This window comes from Arenimonas aestuarii (assembly GCF_054781715.1).
Window position 1 is genome coordinate 678,757 of record NZ_BAAGTW010000004.1, and the last position, 16,776, is coordinate 695,532.

Here is a 16,776-nt window from a genome sequence, read left to right on the forward strand (position 1 = left end):
ATTGTCGGAACGAGCCGCCGCCTGGCCCGCAGCGTGCGTCAGGACCCGATCTCCCGCAATTGCTCCGCCAGGCTGCGCGTCTTATCGGTGACCTGATCGCCAGTGTGCAGGGTGGACTTACGCTCGACCAGCAGAATGTGGCACTCCTGCTCGGCCACCGGATTGTGGCGTACGCCCTTTGGCACCACATACAGCTCGCCCTGCCCCAGCTCCACGGCACCGGCCTCCATCTCGATGCGCAGCCGGCCGTGCAGCACGAAAAACAGCTCGTCCTCGTCGGCATGGGCATGCCAGCCCAAGGTGCCCTGCACCTTGGCGACCTTGACGTAGGCATCGTCGAGCTCGGCGATGACCCGGGGCGACCAGAGTTCGTCCAGGGACGCGGCGATTTGCTGGGGGGCGCGGACGGCGGGCATGGGGTCTCCGGAGTCGGATGAGGCCGAAGGAGTCATCGTGCACCTAGGCCGCCACTTCTCCAAGCTTCCTAGCGGCCGTCAAGGTAAGCCTTCAGCGCCGCGATCTCCGCGTCCGTCAGCACCGAATAGCGGTAGGCGGCCACCTTGCTCATCATGCCGCTGGCCGACTGGCCGCCCGCGGCGACTTCACCGGTGCGCATCAGACGGGTGAACTGCTCCAGGGTGTAGGCCTTTGCAACCACCAGGTTCGGCGCGTCCGTGGGGCCACCCCAGCCATTGAGATCCCAGCCGTGGCACTCGCCGCAGCTGGTGAAGGCCAGGTGCCGACCCAGGGCCACGCCGCCTGCGGGCGGCGCGGCGGGCGGCACGTTGCCGGGGCTGGGCTTCATGTCGGGCAGCCACTCATGGCTGCCGTCGGCTATGGCGGCCGTTAGTTCCGGCGACCAGGCCGACGCCTCGGGCGCACTACCGGCCACCTCGGGCAAGGCCCGCAGCCAGGCGGTGATGTCCCGCACTTCCTGGTGGCTGAGGTGCTGGAACATCTGGATGGGCATGCCCCAGGGCACGTGGCCATCGTGGGTGCGGCCCTCGTGCAGCAGGGCCGCCAGGCCTTCGTCGGTGTAGAGGTGGCGCCGTTCAGTGAGGTTGGGCGCGACGATGAGGCCCTGCGCCGGGTCCTCAACGAATACGCGGCCAGCGGCGTCGGCGCCGTGGCAGCCGTTGCAGCCGACGCGCGTGGCGATTCGCAGGCCCTCCACCGGGTCGCCGGGGGGTACCGAAACGACTGGAACCGAGGGCGCGACCGCGGGCGTCTCCGGCGCTTCGGGAGAACAGCCGGACAACATCCCGGTCACCAGCAACACGCAGATCACCCTGGCACGCATCCATTGACTCCGTCGGTAGCTCGCCGATGGCAGAAGCAACGCAGGAGGGCTGCCACTCCGGCCGTCAGTCGGGGCGTGTGCCTTGAAGTGCGGGCGTATCGGGAGCGGATAAGGCGACTGCGCTAGCTGGGCTTCTGCGGAAGCTCCAACCGAGCTTTCCGATTTTCTGGTTCCTCAGTAGGCTAACGACGACCCACCAATCCCCGAGGAATGCGCCGATGCGCTCCCGAATCGCCCTGCTGCTTGTCCTGGCTCTGGCCTCGGGTGTGTTTGCCTACCAGCAAGCGACGAAGCCGCCGCGATACACGGGCCCTGCCCCGGCACTCCGCCCTGCCGCCCTGCCCGCCCCGGTGGCCACTGCGCCGGTGCACGTCGGCGAGCCGCCCGAGGAAGACATGCAGGCCATTGCCGAAGCCCTCCGCCAGTACCGGGGCGACCGCATCGAAGCCAGGCTGCGCAAACTCAATGAGCAGTTCCCCGCCAACGCCAGGATTCTCGCCCACCTGGCCCGGCTCGAATACAACCGGGCCATGGCCGGGCGTGCGCAGCCGCGGGACAAACTGCTCATGAACTTCGACCAGGCCGAGATGGACGCCGCCCGACGCTGGGCAACCCAGGCCGTCGCCGCAGATCCGGAGTTGTTCGAAGCGTGGCTCATCAGCGCCCAGGTGTCGCTGGCGCGCTCGGAGGTGCGCAAGAGCCTTGAAATGCTAGAACGCGCAGAAGCCCTTGACCCGACCAGCGTGGATCTGCGCCTAGCCAAGGGCAACTCGCTTCGAGCCATGGCGGCCTATACCGGCGATGAAGCCCACTTGCCCCTGGCCCTGAAGGAATACGAACTCGTCCTGCAGGCACCCATCGACAGCGAGGAAGAATTCATAGCACTGCGGCAAATCGGAGAAACCTGGGCGGCCATGGGCGATGACAAGAAGGCCATTGCCTACCTCACCCAGGCGATCGACGGCTTTCAAGGTCGCAATCTGGCCTTCACGCTGGAAGCCCGCGCGCGCATCCAGCTCGATGCTGGCCGGGTCGATGCCGCGCTCGAGGACAGCCAGGCCGCCCTGGAAATAATGCGCTTCCCGGTCGCCGCCCACACCCTGGCTGACGCCCACTTGCTCAAAGCCGGGCTGGCCATGAAAAGCGGCCGCCATGCCGCCGCTGCGCGCCATCTCGACGCGATGCTTCAGTACGACCCGGACCCGACGGCCCACGTGAACCGAATGGCTGAACTGGCAACCACGTTCCCGGCGGTCTACGCGATGTTCGCTGGACCGATGCGCGAACAGCATTGGGACCGCATCGTGCCCGAGGCATTGGGCACGGCGGCTGGATTCATCACGGCCAGTGATCTGCGGAAGTTGAGCTCGTTCGGCGTCACATTCGATTCGGGAGACCGGGCGACCACCACGCTGCTGTTCAATGCCATCGCCTACGACAATGCCGAGGCCGTGCGCGCGCTGCTGGAATTGGGCGCGGACACCTCGGTGCGCCGGGATGACGGCGCCAGCCTGCTTGACGCCGCCCGGATCGGCTCACAGCCGGCTCGAAAGGAAATCCGACGAATGCTGCTGGCGAAGATGGGCAAGCCGCCTGGCTGGACGGATGTCCCCGTGGACCTGCCCAAGCCTGGCCACTGGTATCAGGCGGACCGGACGGTGGGCGCTGCCGAGACGCCCCAGCAAAAACGCTTCGAGGCAGGCATGACCCTGATGGCGGGGAGCGAGTGCTCCACGCCGGGCAGGCCGTTTACCTGCTTCACCTTCTACACCGCGCCGGACAAATTCTACGGCACGATCCTCATCCCGATCTCGAGCCCCGAGGACTTCAACGCCCTTCGCGAGGTTGTGGCGCCGACACCCTGAGTGCAGGCTTCTGGAGGTTGACCTGCCAATTCTCCGCGGCGACGGCCCCGCCGGCGAAACCATGGGCAGCGTGGCCACGCTGCTACATATTTCGCCTGTACTCCCCACCCACCTCGTACAGTGCATGGCTGATCTGGCCGAGGCTGTGGGTCTTCACTGCCTCCATCAACGCGGCGAAGATGTTCTGGCGGTCACGGGCGGTGTGCTGAAGATGTCTCAGGGAATCGGCCCCGGCCGGGTTACGCACTCCCTGGAAGGTCCGGACATTGGCGATCTGGGCGCCCTTCTCTTCCGGGGTCGAGCGGATCAGCTCGATCTCGGTCATCACCTCGCCGGCGTGGTCCTTGGGCAGGAAGGTGTTGACGCCGACCAGGGGCAGGCTGCCGTCGTGTTTCTTGTGTTCGTAGTACAGGCTTTCTTCCTGGATCTTGCCGCGCTGGTACATGGTGTCCATGGCGCCCAGCACGCCGCCGCGCTCGCTTAGGGCTTCGAACTCCTTGTAGACGGCCTCTTCCACCAGGTCGGTCAGCTGCTCGACGGCGAAGCTGCCCTGCCAGGGGTTTTCGTTGAAGTTCAGCCCCAGCTCCTTGTTGATGATCATCTGGATGGCCACGGCCCGGCGCACGCTTTCTTCGGTCGGCGTGGTGATGGCTTCGTCGTAGGCGTTGGTGTGCAGGCTGTTGCAGTTGTCGAACAGCGCGTACAGGGCCTGCAGGGTCGTGCGGATGTCGTTGAACTGGATTTCCTGGGCGTGCAGGCTGCGGCCGGACGTCTGGATGTGGTACTTCAGCATCTGGCTGCGCTCGTTGGCGCCGTAGCGTTCGCGCATGGCGCGGGCCCAGATGCGGCGGGCGACGCGGCCGATCACCGTGTACTCCGGGTCCATGCCGTTGCTGAAGAAGAAGCTCAGGTTGGGCGCGAAGTCGTCGATGTGCATGCCGCGCGCCAGGTAGTACTCGACGATGGTGAAGCCGTTGCTCAGGGTGAAGGCCAGCTGCGAAATCGGGTTCGCCCCGGCTTCGGCGATGTGGTAGCCGGAGATCGACACCGAATAGAAGTTGCGGACCTTGTTGTCCACGAAGTACTGCTGGATGTCGCCCATCATGCGCAGGGCGAACTCGGTGCTGAAGATGCAGGTGTTCTGCGCCTGGTCTTCCTTCAGAATGTCGGCCTGCACGGTGCCGCGCACGGTGGCCAGGGTGTGGGTCTTGATGCGCTCGTAGGTCTCGGCGTCCACCAGCTGGTCGCCGGTGACGCCCAGCAGGCCCAGGCCCAGGCCTTCGTTGCCCTCGGGCACTTCGCCGCCGTATTCGGGGCGCTTCTTGCCTTCGAAGAACTTCTCGATCTTGGCGTGCGCTTCGTCCCAGCGCTTCTGGTCTTCGCGCAGGTACTTTTCCACCTGCTGGTCGATGGCGGTGTTCATGAACATCGCCAGGATCATCGGCGCCGGGCCGTTGATGGTCATGGAAACGCTGGTGGTCGGCGCGCACAGGTCGAAGCCCGAATACAGCTTCTTCATGTCGTCCAGCGTGGCGATGGACACGCCGGAATTGCCGATCTTGCCGTAGATGTCCGGACGCTCGGCCGGGTCTTCGCCGTAGAGCGTGACCGAGTCGAAGGCGGTGGACAGGCGCGCGGCCGGCTGGCCCTTGCTCAGGTAATGGAAGCGCCGGTTGGTGCGCTCGGGCGTGCCCTCGCCGGCGAACATGCGGATGGGGTCTTCGCCGGTGCGGCGGTAGGGGTAGACGCCGCCGGTGTAGGGGTAATGGCCGGGCAAGTTTTCCTTGCCCAGGAAGACCAGCAGTTCGCCCCAGCTCTTGAACTTGGGCGCGGCGATCTTGGGGATCTTCTGGTGGCTCAGGGACTCGCGGTAGTTCTCGACCTTGATGGCCTTGCCGCGCACCGAATATTCGGTGACGTCGTCGGTGACCGACTTCAGGCGGTCGGGCCATTCACGCAGCAGGTTCACCGACTGGGCGCTGAGCGCCTTCACCGCGTCGTTGTAGCGCTGGCGCAGGGTGATCAGGCTGCGGTCCACGGCCACCTGCGCCGCCTGCGGGTTGTCGCCGGCGGCGGCGCCCTGGCGGCGCTCCCACTGGAACACCATCTTGCGGCGGTCGGGAATGCCCTGGCGGCGCTCACCGCAGTCGGGCCACGGGGCGGCGTCGCGCGTGCTGCCCGCCGAACCGGGGCTCGGCAGCACCAGGTGGTGCGGGTCGTACAGGCCCAGGGCCTTGGGCATGTCCGGGTCGCCCAGTTCGCGCAGCGATTCCCAGTAGTGCTGGGCGCGCTCGGCGGCGTCGGCCTGCTTTTCGATGCTGGTGTTGACCTGCCGGCCCTGCTCGGCGATCTCGGCCAGGTAGCGGGTGCGGTTGCCGGGAATCAGGATGGTGGCGCGCGGGGACTTCTCGCCCTCTTCGATGTCCGGCTCGAAATCGCAGCCCGGCGACTTGGCCGACACCTTCTCGCGCAGCAGGCGGCAGAGGTTGGCGAACATCCAGGTGACGCCGGGGTCATTGAACTGGGAAGCGATCGTCGGGTACACCGGCACGTCTTCGTCGGCCAGCTTGAAGGCGGTGCGGTTGCGCTTCCACTGCTTGCGCACGTCGCGCAGGGCGTCTTCGGCGCCGCGCTTGTCGAACTTGTTGAGCACGATGAGCTCGGCGAAGTCGATCATGTCGATCTTCTCGAGCTGGCTGGGCGCGCCAAAGTCGCTGGTCATCACGTACATCGGGAAATCGACCAGGTCGACGATTTCCGAATCGGACTGGCCGATGCCGGCGGTTTCCACCATCACCAGGTCGTAGCCCTGGGCGCGCAGGAAGGCGATGCAGTCCTTGAGCACGGCATTGGTCGCAACGTGCTGGCGGCGGGTGGCCATGGAGCGCATGAACACGCGCGGGCTGCGCAGGGAGTTCATGCGGATGCGGTCGCCCAGCAGGGCGCCGCCGGTGCGGCGGCGGGTCGGGTCGACCGAAATCACGGCGATGCGCATCTCGGGGAAATGCTGCAGGAAGCGGTTCATCAGCTCGTCGGTGACCGACGACTTGCCGGCGCCGCCGGTGCCGGTCAGGCCCACCACCGGGGTCTTGCCGCCGGCCAGTTGCCATTCCTTGCGCAGGGCCTCGAGCTGCTTCTCTTCCAGCAGGCCTTCTTCGATGGCCGTGAGCATCTTGCCGATGCTGATCTCGTCGCTGGGGTCGACCGTGTCGGGCTTGCCGGCGGGCACGCGGTGCTCGTTCGTGCGGCGCACCAGGTCCTCGATCATCGCCACCAGGCCCATCTGCATGCCGTCGTTGGGGTGGTAGATGCGCTCGACGCCGTACTGCTGCAGTTCCCGGATCTCTTCGGGCGTGATGGTGCCGCCGCCGCCGCCGAACACGCGGATGTGGCCGGCGCCGCGCTCGCGCAGCATATCCACCATGTACTTGAAGTATTCGGTGTGGCCGCCCTGGTAGCTCGACAGCGCGATGCCGTCGGCGTCTTCCTGCAGGGCCGCCCGCACCACGTCCTCGACGCTGCGGTTGTGGCCCAGGTGCACCACCTCGACGCCTTGCGACTGGATAAGGCGGCGCATGATGTTGATCGCGGCGTCGTGGCCGTCGAACAGGCTGGCGGCGGTGACGAAGCGCAGCGGGCTGCGCTCGGGGTCGCGATCGGGAAGCTGGTTGGCGGGGGTGCTCATGGGCGGTCTCTTACAGCAAAGACGGAATCGCCCGATTGTAGCGCCGACCGTATGGTCTGCCCTACCCCGGCCCCGGGCTCAGCCGGGCGGCGCCTCCAGCGCCTGGCGCATGGGCTGCAGCTGGCCCTCGTAGCGCCGCCACTGCCCCAGGAAGCGGGCATGCACCGGCTCGCGCAGCTGCACCGCGCTGGCCGTGGCCACGGCGCCTTCACGCCCGGCGATCTCGGCCAGGCCGGCCTGGCGCGGCAGGCCCAGGAAATCGAGCACACGCTGGGCCGTGGCCTCGGGCGCGGTGACCAGCTCATCGTAGGGCACGTCCAGGATCCGGCCCGGGAAGGCCGCGTGCCAGTGCGCCATCAGCGCCTGGTAGCGGCGCAGGTGGCCGGCCATCTCGGCCTGGTCGTAGCTGTGCGGGTAGGCGTCGGCGAACAGTTCCTTGAGGTTGGAGAAGCCCACGTCCATCGGGTCGCGCACCAGGTGCAGGAAACGCGCCTGCGGCAGCGCGCGGGCGATATGGCCCAGCCACAGGAAGTTGGCCGGCAGCTTGTCGGTGTACAGGCGCTTGCCGCGCGCATGCCATTGGGTGTGGCTGAGGTAGCGCTGGCCGAGCTCAGCGGGGTCGATGTCTTCCGCGGCATCCAGCAGCGCCAGGTCCGGTCCCGGCCGGCCCATGAGGTTGGCGCACCAGCGCACCTGGAAGCCGAAGTCGCGCAGCTCGCCAGCGTCGGCCACGTCGTCTGCACCGCCCAGGATGCGCTCCAACAGCGTGGTGCCCGAGCGCGGCTGGCCCAGGATGAATACCGGCGCCGGCCCACCCTGCGCCCGCGTGTTGGCGTCCTGCCCGTCCATCTGCATCAGGCGTTCGAACACGGCCTGTTCCTGCGCCGGGTCGAAACTGACCTGCCGTCGGCGCGCTTGCATGCCGGCTTCCAGCGCGGCCCAGGCGGCGTCGGTATCGCCCAGGTCGTCGAGTTCCTTGAAGAGCGCGTAATGCAGCGGCGGCGCGTCGGGATAGTCAGCCGGCACGGACGCGATGGCGGCGCGCAGGCGGGTGACGTGGTTGGCGTCGGGCGTGGCGCGGCGCAGCTTGGCCAGCTGCCGGTGGGCGGCGCCGTGCAGCGGCTGGCGTGCCAGGCAGGCCTCGAACGCGGATTCGGCGTCGTCGTGGTCGCCGGCATACAGCGCCGACAGGCCCAGCTGGTAGTGCAGGCCCGGGTTGTCGGCACCCAGGGCGCGCGCGCGTTTCAGGAATACGCGGGCCTCGGCCGGAAAACTCTGGTCCTGCAGGCGCTGGCCCACGCCCAGTTGCACGGCCGGGTCCGGTGCTTCGGACAGGGCCCGCGATTGGGCAAGCGCCAGGGCGGCCTCGAGTTCACCCACCTGGCACAGCAGCTCCAGCACGGCTTCGAGCACCACCGGGTCGGTTTCGTCGGCGTCACGGGCCAGCAATGCCTGGGCGACGCCATCGCGCAGGTCGCCCTTGCCCAGCGCCAGCTGCGCCAGGCGCAGCCGGGCCGGGGCTACCCAGTCGGCGTGGGCGGCCAGGCGGGCGTAAGCAGCGCCGGCCTCGGGCAGCTGGCCACGGCTGCGGAAGGTCTCGGCGGCCTGCCAGGTGGCCAGTGCGTCGTCGGCGGTCATGCCTGCAGTGTCGGCCAGCGACGGGCGCGCTGGCAATCGCCGCGGCGCCGGGCGCTAGCCGCCCAGGGCCTTGCAGAAGGCCTTGGCGAAGGCGCTGCGGCGGATGTCGGCGTCGTCGCGGGTGTCGCCCGGCACCCGGCGCAGGCTGGCCTTTTCCAGGCGGTCGATGTCGGCACCGCGGCGGAAGGCGACCTCGCGCTGGATGCGGGCGCGCTGGTGGTCGGACAGTCCCGAACGCAGGTTCAGCTCGTTGTCCGCCAGCACCCGCCAGGGCACGAACAGCGCATGCAGCTGCTCACCGTCGATGGTGAAGAAACCCGCGCCGAACAGGTCCACGTGCACCGCGTGCGCCTGCAGCATCCAGTCCGCGCCGTCGCGGTAGCGCAGCGTGCTGGCCACCGTGCCGGCGGGCGCGACCGGCGCCCGCCCCAGGCGCGCATCACCGCTGAGCAGGATCGCCCGCAGGTCGGACAGCGGGTTTGACAGGGTTTCGTCCTCGGCCCGCAGGATGACGTTGCCGCCTTCCCAATCCAGGCCGATCAGGTGGCCGTAGAGGATTTCGCCGCCGGCCATCAGCAGCAAGACCTTGTGCAGGTCCGGCGCCACCTCGCCCATCCAGCGCGGCGGCTGCGGCAACCCATACAGGACGCCGGCACCGTAGCCGAAGCTGCCCGGAAGGTCGTCCACGCGCGTGGTGTCAGCCATGCGGGCAAGTGTACTGCGCCCACCTCAACGGCCCGTGACCGGGCGTGGGCTTGGCGGGCCCTGCCTGAATTGCCTACAGTCGGAACACGCCACGACAGCCAACAGGACAATGCATGGCCTCAGGCACCAAGTGGGCGCGTGAAATACCCTTCTTTGCAGGCACCTGGCTCGCCTACGTCGCACTGGGCTGGCTGGCCGTCGAATTGACCCGGCAACCGGGCAATGTCGCCAGCGCGTGGATGTCGAGCGCGATGTTGCTGGCCGTCATGTGCCGGCGTGGCGCCTTTACCGGCATCTACCTAGCCATCGGTTTTGCCGGCCGGCTGGCCGTCGGCGCGCTGGCCGGCGATCCCCTGCCCCTGATCCTGGCCCACGCCACCGCCAGCACCCTGGCCGTGGGCCTGGCCTGCTTCGGCCTGCGATGGCTGGACGTGCGCCCCCTGGGCTTGCCGGACGTGCCGTCCCTGGCCTGGCCGATCGTCCTGGTGGGTTTCCTGGGGCCGGCCCTGGGCGGCCTGGTGCCGGCGACCATGCACCACCTCATGGGCACCGGCATTTTCGGCACGGTGTGGTCCACCTGGGTCGTGGCGGCTTTCTTCGGCGCCGTCGCGGTCTCGCCGCCCCTGCTGGTCGCGGACCACGCCGGCTGGCGGCGACTGGTCGACGGCGTGGGCCTGGCCGGGCTGGGCGTCATCGCGCTGGCCACGCTCGCGGTCACCGCCCTGTGCGCGGGTTACCTCAGCCAGCCCTTCCTGCCGGCCAGCCTGCTGCTGCTGGTCGCGGCCCTGCAGATCGGCCGCCTGGGCACCACCGTGCTGTGCAGCGCCAACCTGGCGCTGGTCGTGGGGCTGCGGCTCTACTTCGACGCCAACGAACTGGTGGGCGCCCGCGGCGGCGGCATCACCCGGGACCAGCTCGACAGCATCAGCTTCAATTTCTACGCCACGCTGGCGGTGGCCATGCCGCTGGTGGTGTCGGTGCTGTCCTCGCAGCGGCGCAATGCCATCCAGGCCCTGCACCACAGCCGCCAGGCGCTGTACGAGGAAAAGCAGCTGGCCGAAACCACGCTGGGCTCCATTGGCGACGCCGTCATCACCGTGGATCCGGACTCGAAGATCATCTACATGAACCGCGTGGCCGAGGAAATGACCGGCTGGCCGCTGGCGGATGCCCTGGCCCGGCCCATCAACGAAGTGATGCCGCTGCTGGATGCGGAAACGCGCAAGCAGGGGCTGGCGCCGCTGGACATCGCGATGCGCGAGCGCCGCGCGGTGGGGCTGGCGCTCAACACCGTGCTGGTGAACCGGGACGGGCGCGAGCTGCCCATCGAGGATTCGGCCGCGCCCATCATCGGCATGGACGACGAGGTCATCGGTGGGGTCATCGTCTTCCACGACGTCAGTGAATCGCGCGCCATGGCCCTGCGCATGTCGCACCTGGCCCAGCACGACTACCTGACCGACCTGCCCAACCGCGTGCTGCTGCAGGACCGGCTCTCGCAGGCCCTGGCCGGACTGCCGCAGGGTCGCCGCGGCGGCCTGATCTTCCTGGACCTGGACCATTTCAAGAACATCAACGACACCCTCGGCCACGAGGTAGGCGACCTGCTGCTGCAGGCGGTGGCGCGTCGCCTGCAGGCCAACGTGCGCGAGGACGACACCGTCAGCCGCCAGGGCGGCGATGAGTTCGTGATCCTGATGCCGCGCCTGGCCGACCCGCGCGACGCCGCCTGGGTGGCGGAAAAACTCATCGACGAAGTGTCCCAGCCGTATCACGTGCAGGGCCACGACCTGGAGGTGGGCGCCAGCATCGGCATCAGCCTGTTCCCGGAGGACGGCGACGAGGCCAGCCTGCTGATGAAGCGCGCCGACGCGGCGCTTTACCACGCCAAGGAACAGGGCCGCGGTCGCTACGAGTACTACACCAACGTGATGAGCGAAAAGGCCGAACGCCGCCTGGACATGGACCGGCGCCTGCGGCGGGCCCTGAAGGCGAACGAACTGCTGCCCTGGTTCCAGCCGAAGGTGGACGCCCACAGCCGCTGGATCACCGGGCTGGAAGTACTGGCGCGCTGGCAGCCGCCGGAGGGGCCGATGGTGCCGCCGGGGGAATTCATCCCGACGGCGGAAGAATGCGGCCTGGTCGACCAGATCGACGCCGCCATGCTGCGCGCCGCCTGCCACCAGTGCCGGCAGTGGCAGGACGAGGGCCTGCTGGCGGTGCCGGTGGCGGTGAACCTGTCGCTGGCGCGCTTCGACGGCGAAAACCTGCTGTCGCTGATCCGCGAAACCTTGCTCGAAACCGAGCTCGACCCGGGCTACCTGTCGGTCGAGATCACCGAATCGCAGGCCATGAAGGACACCCGCCTGACCCGCGAGGTGCTCGAGGCCCTGCGCGAGATGGGCGTGCGGGTGGCGATGGACGATTTCGGCACGGGGTATTCGAGCATCGGCAACCTGCAGCACTTCGGCTTCGACACCATCAAGATCGACCGCAGCCTGGTGGCCCCGCTTGGCGAAGGCCGCAAGAACCTGGCGATCGTGCGCGCGGTCACCGGCATGGCCCGCGCCTTTGATTGCCAGGTGGTCGCCGAGGGCGTGGAAACCGAGGAACAGGCCCGCCTGGCGGCGGCGGCGGGCTGCGGGGAACTGCAGGGTTATCTGTTCAGCCGGCCGGTGCCTGCCGCCGACGTGCCGGCCCTGCTCCGCCAGGGCCGGCTGGGCCCGGCCGACGAGGGGCCGGGCGCCGGGATGAAATGAACCGGCTTATTCGGTGACCACCTCGCGGTGCATCGGCGCCAGCTTGGCCAGCAGCTTGTTCTGGGCGCGGAACGGCACCTCGTGCTGGTTCATCGCCACCTGCAGCACTTCCACCAGGCGGTTGAAGTCGGCACGGTCAATGCCCAGGCCGGCGTGCGACGACTTCATGTCGCGGCCGCTGTAGGCACAGCCGCCACCGAGGATGGCGCAGAACTGTTCGGCCAGCTGGCGCTTCACCCGCTCCTGGTCGGAGTTGGCGAAGAATGGACCCATGCGCTCGTCGGCCAGCAGGCCGGCCATGAAGGTGTCCATCAGGCGGTCCAGGCCTTCGCGGCCGCCGAAGTCGTCCAGCACGGGGCGAAGCTCCGGGAATTCCGGCGCCGGGTCGGGCGCGTTCGGGTCAAGCCGTGGGCCGGCATCGAGCGCGGCTTCCTCGGCTTCCAGGCGGGCTTCTTCATCGAGCATCGCCTGCTCTTCGGCGCTGACGGCTTGCTGGGCCCACACGGGTGCGGTGAAGGCCAGCAGGCAGGCCAGGGCCAGGGTCTTGGTCGTATTCATTTTGATCTCCATGGCTCAGAAGCCCACCTGCAGCGAGGCGTAGACGCCGCGCTGGTTGTCGGCGATGACGATGTTGCCCAGGTCCACGTAGGCCAGGGTCAGCGATACGTTCTTGACCGGCGCCCAGGCGACGAACAGGTCCCAGGCGTCGTTTTCCTCGGCGATGCCCAGGTTGTCGGGCTTCATGCGGTACTCGCCGCCGATCGCCAGGTTGCGCGTCAGCAGGTAGGCGAAGGAACCCTCGAGCTGGGCTTCGTAGTCGTCGTTGAGGTCGCCGCCGAAACCCAGGATGCCGAACTGGTTGGCCTTGGTCAGGCGCAGCGTGGTGTTGAGCAGCAGGCTCTTGTCCAGGTACAGCTTGGTGGCGCTGACGTAATAGTCCACGCCGCTGTCGTCGCGGGCGCCGACGAAGGCGAGCACGCCGGGCTGGTCGTTTTTCTTGTACTGGGCGCCGATGGCCACCTGCGGCAGCCAGGTGTCCTGTTCAAGCACTGCATCGCCGAACACCTTCACCTTCACGCCGATCGTGTCCTGGGTGAAGGTGAATCCGTTGCCCAGGCCCAAGGCCCCGCCGATGGCCTGGGTGTCGAATTCCTGGCGCGAGAAACTCAGTTCGACCCGGTCGTACAGGCCAACCAGCACGCCGTAGCTGTCGAGCGAATAATCGTCCACGTCGACGCGGGTGAAGTAGGCATTGCCGCCGATCTGGTCGCGGGTGCCGTAGCCGCCGATCACGGCCCAGGGCGTCAGGCCGCCTCCGGCGGAGCCTTCCACCTGGCTGACGCCGCCGGTGAGCAGCAGCTTGCCGCTGATATCGGTCTCGTCGTCATCCGACTGGGCATGGGCCAGGCCCAGCGGCAAGCACAGGGCCAGCGCCAGGGCGGAGCGTGGCAGGGAGTGTGGTTTGGCGGTCATCTAGGGTGTCCTCGGTCGGGGCAAAGTGGCGGGTGCATCGGCGCTGCGCCGGGGCATGGGCATCGGGAAATACGGCACGACGTAACCGTCGAGTTCGGGTGGCACCTGCACCAGGAACCAGACGTCGGCGACGCCGTCGCCGCCGGCGGAACCGCGCTTGCGATCCGAGAGCCAGCGGTACAGGGGTTTGCCTTCCCAGGCCCACATCGGCCGGCCGTCGTAGCTGCGGGCGATGGTGAAGGGACCGTGCGGGCGGGCGGTGGCTTCGGCGAACAGCGGCGGCCACAGGCGTTCGCACTTCGGGTCGCAGCGGCTCTGCCCCGGTACGTCCTCGGTGAAGATGTAGAGCGCTCGGCCGCCCTGCTCGACCAGGATGCCGCGCCGCTGCCAGATCGGCACCGGGCTGTTGAGCGCGACCTCGCGCGGGGAAAGCCGCGCGGGGGTCTCGACGATCGGGGCCGCGGCAGGCGTGGCGGCAGGCGTGGCGGCCGGCTTGGCGGCCGGTGTCACCTGCGCTGCGGCGGCGACCGGCAACAGGCAGCCAAGCAGGCAAGCGGAAAAGACGTGGAACAGGGGCTTCATGGCATCGCCGGTGAGGCGTACGCGGTTTGCGTACTTGTCTGCTTACGCCGCCGGGGCAGCGACTGGATGCATCAGGCGTCCGGCGGCGTTTCCAGCAGGGCCCGGACACGCGCCGGATCGGGCAGCAGTTCGCCGCGGATCAGCAGCAATGCCCCCGCCGGCGAAGTGAAGGCCTGGTGACGTTCGCCCGGGGCCGCCAGCAGATAGTCGCCGGCGCAGTATTCGATGCTGTCGTGAACCACGGAGCCCGACAGCACCAGGCACTCTTCTTCGCTGGTGTGCGGATGCGGTGGGATCACCGCGCCCGGATCGATGCGCCAAAGGCTGGTCTGGGTGCACGTATGCGCATCCCTGCGCAGCGTCTTGATATGGATGCCCGGCAGGAACGGCGTCCAGTCGCCTTCGTCGGCACGCACCACCTGGGTCCGGCTGCGACGGGCGCTGTCGAGGATGCGCGCGCGCAGCGACGCGGCCCGCGCAGGCTCGGGCGGGTCGTCGGGCAGCATGCCGGCCAGGGCGGCCGCAAGCAGCGTCGTGTCGTCGATGTCGGGACGGCTCATGGTGCGTGGCCCTCGCCGTCCATCGCCGAACGCAGGTTCGCCAGCCCGCGACGGGCGTGCGACTTCACGGTGCCCAGGGGCATACCGGTGCGTTCGGCGATTTCAGCGTGGGAAAGGTCCTCGTAGAAAGCAAGTTCAAGCACGCGGCGCTGGCCGGGGGCCAAGGCGTCCAGTGCCTGATGGACCCGGGTGGCCAGGGCGTGGCTTTCCGCCAGATGCTCCGGGGCCGGGTCTTCACTTTCTCTATACGCCAGGGCGGCGTCGTCTGGATGCAGCCCCGGTGGCGCGCGGCGGGCACGCTTGCGCCGGTGGTCGATGGCCCGGCTCCAGGCGAGGGTCTGCAGCCAGGCCATGACCGCGCCGCGCTGCGGGCAGTAGCTGACCGCCCGGTCCCAGACCTGCAGGAAGACGTCGGAAACCACTTCCTCGGCGTCCTGGGGATTGCCGAGCACGCGCAGCGCCAGGCCGTGGACCTGGCCCAGCGCCTGGTCATAAAGCTGGCCCAGGGCCTCGGCGTCGCCGAAGCGGATGCGGCCCAGCAGGGCCACGAGCGCGGCTTCGTCGCAGCGGACCTGCTGGCGTGTGGGGCTTTGCAGGTGGGGCATGGCGGGTCCGCGGCGAATTCGCCACCATTTACCGCTGCCGGGGTTGCAGGGAGCGTGAATGCCGCGGACAAAAAAAGGGCGACCACGCGGTGGTCGCCCAATGAACCCTGCTCTAAGGGTTGGAGGCTGGCGGTTCTCCGGGGAGAGATAAAACCGCCAAGCACTATTACCAACGCCGGCCCCGTGGCCGACCGGCCATCCCGGCCCGCGCACCCGCCGGACGGCCTTTCCCGGCCGACGGGCGTGGGCCGCCGGGGCGTGACGGCGGGCCCTGCCCGACTAGAGCGTTTGCTTTACACTACGCCGCGCCGGAAACCGGCGAGGCCCTGCACTCCAAATACGCAGGCCATTCAAATCAATAACTTGCGGACGCTTGTTAATCCAATCTCGCACGAGGCGCCGAAGCCGGCCCCGCGCAGTCCGCCAGACCGGAGCCTTCCATGATCTTCGAAACCATCTCGACCTCGAACCACGAGGAAGTGGTGTTCTGCCACAACAAGGACGCGGGCCTGAAGGCCATCATCGCGATCCACAACACCGTGCTGGGCCCGGCCCTGGGCGGTACGCGCATGTGGCCGTATGCCAGCGAGGAAGAGGCCCTGAAGGACGTGCTGCGCCTGAGCCGCGGCATGACCTACAAGGCGGCCGTGTCGGGCCTGAACCTGGGCGGCGGCAAGGCGGTGATCTGGGGCGACCCGAACAAGGACAAGTCCGAAGCGCTGTTCCGCGCCTTCGGCCGTTTCGTCAACTCGCTGGGCGGCCGCTACATCACCGCCGAGGACGTCGGCATCGACGTCAACGACATGGAATACGTGCTGCGCGAAACCGACTACGTCACCGGCGTGCACCAGGTGCACGGTGGCTCGGGCGACCCGTCGCCGTTCACCGCCTACGGCACGCTGCAGGGCCTGATGGCCGCGCTGCAGGTCAAGTTCGGCAACGAGGAAGTGGGCAACTACTCCTACGCCGTGCAGGGCGTCGGCCACGTCGGCATGGAATTCGTGAAGCTGCTGCGTGAGCGCGGCGCCAAGGTCTTCGTCACCGACATCAACAAGGCTGCCGTGCAGCGCGCCGTCGACGAATACGGCTGCGAGGCCGTGGCCCTGGACGACATCTACGACGTGGATGCGGACGTCTACTCCCCGACCGCCCTGGGTGGCACGGTGAACGAGCAGACCCTGCCGCGCCTGAAGTGCAAGGTCATCTGCGGCGCCGCCAACAACCAGCTGGCCAACGACGAGATCGGCGTCGAGCTCGAGAAGCGCGGCATGCTGTACGCCCCGGACTACGCCGTGAACGCCGGCGGCCTGATGAACGTGTCGCTGGAAATCGACGGCTACAACCGCGAGCGCGCCATGCGCATGATGCGCACCATCTACTACAACCTTGGCCGCATCTTCGAAATCGCCAACCGCGACAAGATCCCGACCTACAAGGCCGCCGACCGCATGGCCGAAGAGCGCATCACCGCCATCGGCAAGCTGCGCCTGCCGCACCTGGGCGCCGCCGCCCCGCGCTTCCAGGGCCGCCGCGGCAACTAAGCCGCACTGGCTGAAAACCGGGACCAGGGTCGACGTTCACAGACCCTGGCCCCGCCCTGCCGC

13 protein-coding genes are annotated in these 16,776 nt (G+C 68.2%); 3 read left to right on the top strand and 10 right to left on the bottom strand.

Features of this window, described 5'->3' with window-relative positions; genetic code table 11:
- Positions 1–38: 38 nt before the first annotated feature.
- Together ACYVJH_RS04105 and ACYVJH_RS04110 are read right to left on the bottom strand one after the other, a co-directional pair.
- Complete coding sequence (locus tag ACYVJH_RS04105) at positions 39–416, bottom strand: cupin domain-containing protein (protein ID WP_460453375.1); 378 nt, start codon at positions 414–416, stop codon at positions 39–41.
- 68 nt (positions 417–484) lie between these two features.
- Positions 485–1,300 carry a c-type cytochrome gene (locus tag ACYVJH_RS04110; RefSeq protein WP_460453376.1) on the bottom strand — a complete coding sequence of 272 codons (816 nt, stop codon included), beginning with the start codon at positions 1,298–1,300 and terminating at the stop codon, positions 485–487.
- A gap of 218 nt (positions 1,301–1,518) precedes the next feature.
- On the opposite strand from ACYVJH_RS04110, the gene ACYVJH_RS04115 reads away from it, so the two are divergent.
- Complete coding sequence (locus ACYVJH_RS04115) at positions 1,519–3,165, top strand: hypothetical protein (protein WP_460453377.1); 1,647 nt, start codon at positions 1,519–1,521, stop codon at positions 3,163–3,165.
- Between the two features lie 82 nt (positions 3,166–3,247).
- Here ACYVJH_RS04115 and ACYVJH_RS04120 read toward each other — a convergent pair whose 3' ends face one another.
- From ACYVJH_RS04120 to ACYVJH_RS04130, 3 genes are all read right to left on the bottom strand, one after another.
- Positions 3,248–6,850 carry a methylmalonyl-CoA mutase family protein gene (locus ACYVJH_RS04120; RefSeq protein WP_460453378.1) on the bottom strand — a complete coding sequence of 1,201 codons (3,603 nt, stop codon included), beginning with the start codon at positions 6,848–6,850 and terminating at the stop codon, positions 3,248–3,250.
- A gap of 78 nt (positions 6,851–6,928) precedes the next feature.
- Complete coding sequence (locus ACYVJH_RS04125) at positions 6,929–8,488, bottom strand: tetratricopeptide repeat-containing sulfotransferase family protein (protein ID WP_460453379.1); 1,560 nt, start codon at positions 8,486–8,488, stop codon at positions 6,929–6,931.
- Positions 8,489–8,542: 54 nt separating this feature from the next.
- Positions 8,543–9,193 (bottom strand): hypothetical protein, encoded by a 651-nt coding sequence (locus ACYVJH_RS04130; RefSeq protein ID WP_460453380.1) that lies wholly within the window; start codon positions 9,191–9,193, stop codon positions 8,543–8,545.
- A gap of 113 nt (positions 9,194–9,306) precedes the next feature.
- Here ACYVJH_RS04130 and ACYVJH_RS04135 point away from each other — a divergent pair, with 113 nt between their 5' ends.
- A complete protein-coding gene (locus ACYVJH_RS04135) occupies positions 9,307–11,952 on the top strand; it encodes a bifunctional diguanylate cyclase/phosphodiesterase (protein WP_460453381.1) in 2,646 nt (881 codons plus the stop codon).
- Between the two features lie 6 nt (positions 11,953–11,958).
- Here the strand turns inward: ACYVJH_RS04135 and ACYVJH_RS04140 are convergent, their stop codons facing one another.
- The 5 genes from ACYVJH_RS04140 to ACYVJH_RS04160 form a co-directional block, all read right to left on the bottom strand.
- Positions 11,959–12,510: a group I truncated hemoglobin gene (locus ACYVJH_RS04140; RefSeq protein ID WP_460453382.1), complete on the bottom strand. Its 552-nt coding sequence runs from the start codon at positions 12,508–12,510 to the stop codon at positions 11,959–11,961.
- Positions 12,511–12,525: 15 nt separating this feature from the next.
- Positions 12,526–13,425: a DUF3034 family protein gene (locus ACYVJH_RS04145; protein WP_460453383.1), complete on the bottom strand. Its 900-nt coding sequence runs from the start codon at positions 13,423–13,425 to the stop codon at positions 12,526–12,528.
- Positions 13,426–14,007, bottom strand: coding sequence for a COG4315 family predicted lipoprotein (locus ACYVJH_RS04150; protein WP_460453384.1), 582 nt, complete (start codon positions 14,005–14,007; stop codon positions 13,426–13,428).
- A 71-nt stretch (positions 14,008–14,078) separates the two neighbouring features.
- Complete coding sequence (locus ACYVJH_RS04155; protein WP_460453385.1) at positions 14,079–14,567, bottom strand: cupin domain-containing protein; 489 nt, start codon at positions 14,565–14,567, stop codon at positions 14,079–14,081.
- Complete coding sequence (locus tag ACYVJH_RS04160) at positions 14,564–15,172, bottom strand: sigma-70 family RNA polymerase sigma factor (protein ID WP_460453386.1); 609 nt, start codon at positions 15,170–15,172, stop codon at positions 14,564–14,566. Before ACYVJH_RS04160 ends, ACYVJH_RS04155 begins: the two co-directional genes overlap by 4 nt.
- A gap of 440 nt (positions 15,173–15,612) precedes the next feature.
- Here ACYVJH_RS04160 and ACYVJH_RS04165 point away from each other — a divergent pair, with 440 nt between their 5' ends.
- On the top strand, positions 15,613–16,713 hold the full coding sequence (locus tag ACYVJH_RS04165; RefSeq protein ID WP_460453387.1) for a Glu/Leu/Phe/Val dehydrogenase dimerization domain-containing protein: 1,101 nt from the start codon (positions 15,613–15,615) through the stop codon (positions 16,711–16,713).
- Positions 16,714–16,776: the final 63 nt, after the last annotated feature.

Coding starts and splice junctions, on each gene's coding strand:
- ACYVJH_RS04105 (WP_460453375.1), bottom strand. CDS start 416: ATGCCCGCCGTCCGCGCCCCCCAGCAAATCGCCGCGTCCCTGGACGAA.
- ACYVJH_RS04110 (WP_460453376.1), bottom strand. CDS start 1,300: ATGCGTGCCAGGGTGATCTGCGTGTTGCTGGTGACCGGGATGTTGTCC.
- ACYVJH_RS04115 (WP_460453377.1), top strand. CDS start 1,519: ATGCGCTCCCGAATCGCCCTGCTGCTTGTCCTGGCTCTGGCCTCGGGT.
- ACYVJH_RS04120 (WP_460453378.1), bottom strand. CDS start 6,850: ATGAGCACCCCCGCCAACCAGCTTCCCGATCGCGACCCCGAGCGCAGC.
- ACYVJH_RS04125 (WP_460453379.1), bottom strand. CDS start 8,488: ATGACCGCCGACGACGCACTGGCCACCTGGCAGGCCGCCGAGACCTTC.
- ACYVJH_RS04130 (WP_460453380.1), bottom strand. CDS start 9,193: ATGGCTGACACCACGCGCGTGGACGACCTTCCGGGCAGCTTCGGCTAC.
- ACYVJH_RS04135 (WP_460453381.1), top strand. CDS start 9,307: ATGGCCTCAGGCACCAAGTGGGCGCGTGAAATACCCTTCTTTGCAGGC.
- ACYVJH_RS04140 (WP_460453382.1), bottom strand. CDS start 12,510: ATGAATACGACCAAGACCCTGGCCCTGGCCTGCCTGCTGGCCTTCACC.
- ACYVJH_RS04145 (WP_460453383.1), bottom strand. CDS start 13,425: ATGACCGCCAAACCACACTCCCTGCCACGCTCCGCCCTGGCGCTGGCC.
- ACYVJH_RS04150 (WP_460453384.1), bottom strand. CDS start 14,007: ATGAAGCCCCTGTTCCACGTCTTTTCCGCTTGCCTGCTTGGCTGCCTG.
- ACYVJH_RS04155 (WP_460453385.1), bottom strand. CDS start 14,567: ATGAGCCGTCCCGACATCGACGACACGACGCTGCTTGCGGCCGCCCTG.
- ACYVJH_RS04160 (WP_460453386.1), bottom strand. CDS start 15,172: ATGCCCCACCTGCAAAGCCCCACACGCCAGCAGGTCCGCTGCGACGAA.
- ACYVJH_RS04165 (WP_460453387.1), top strand. CDS start 15,613: ATGATCTTCGAAACCATCTCGACCTCGAACCACGAGGAAGTGGTGTTC.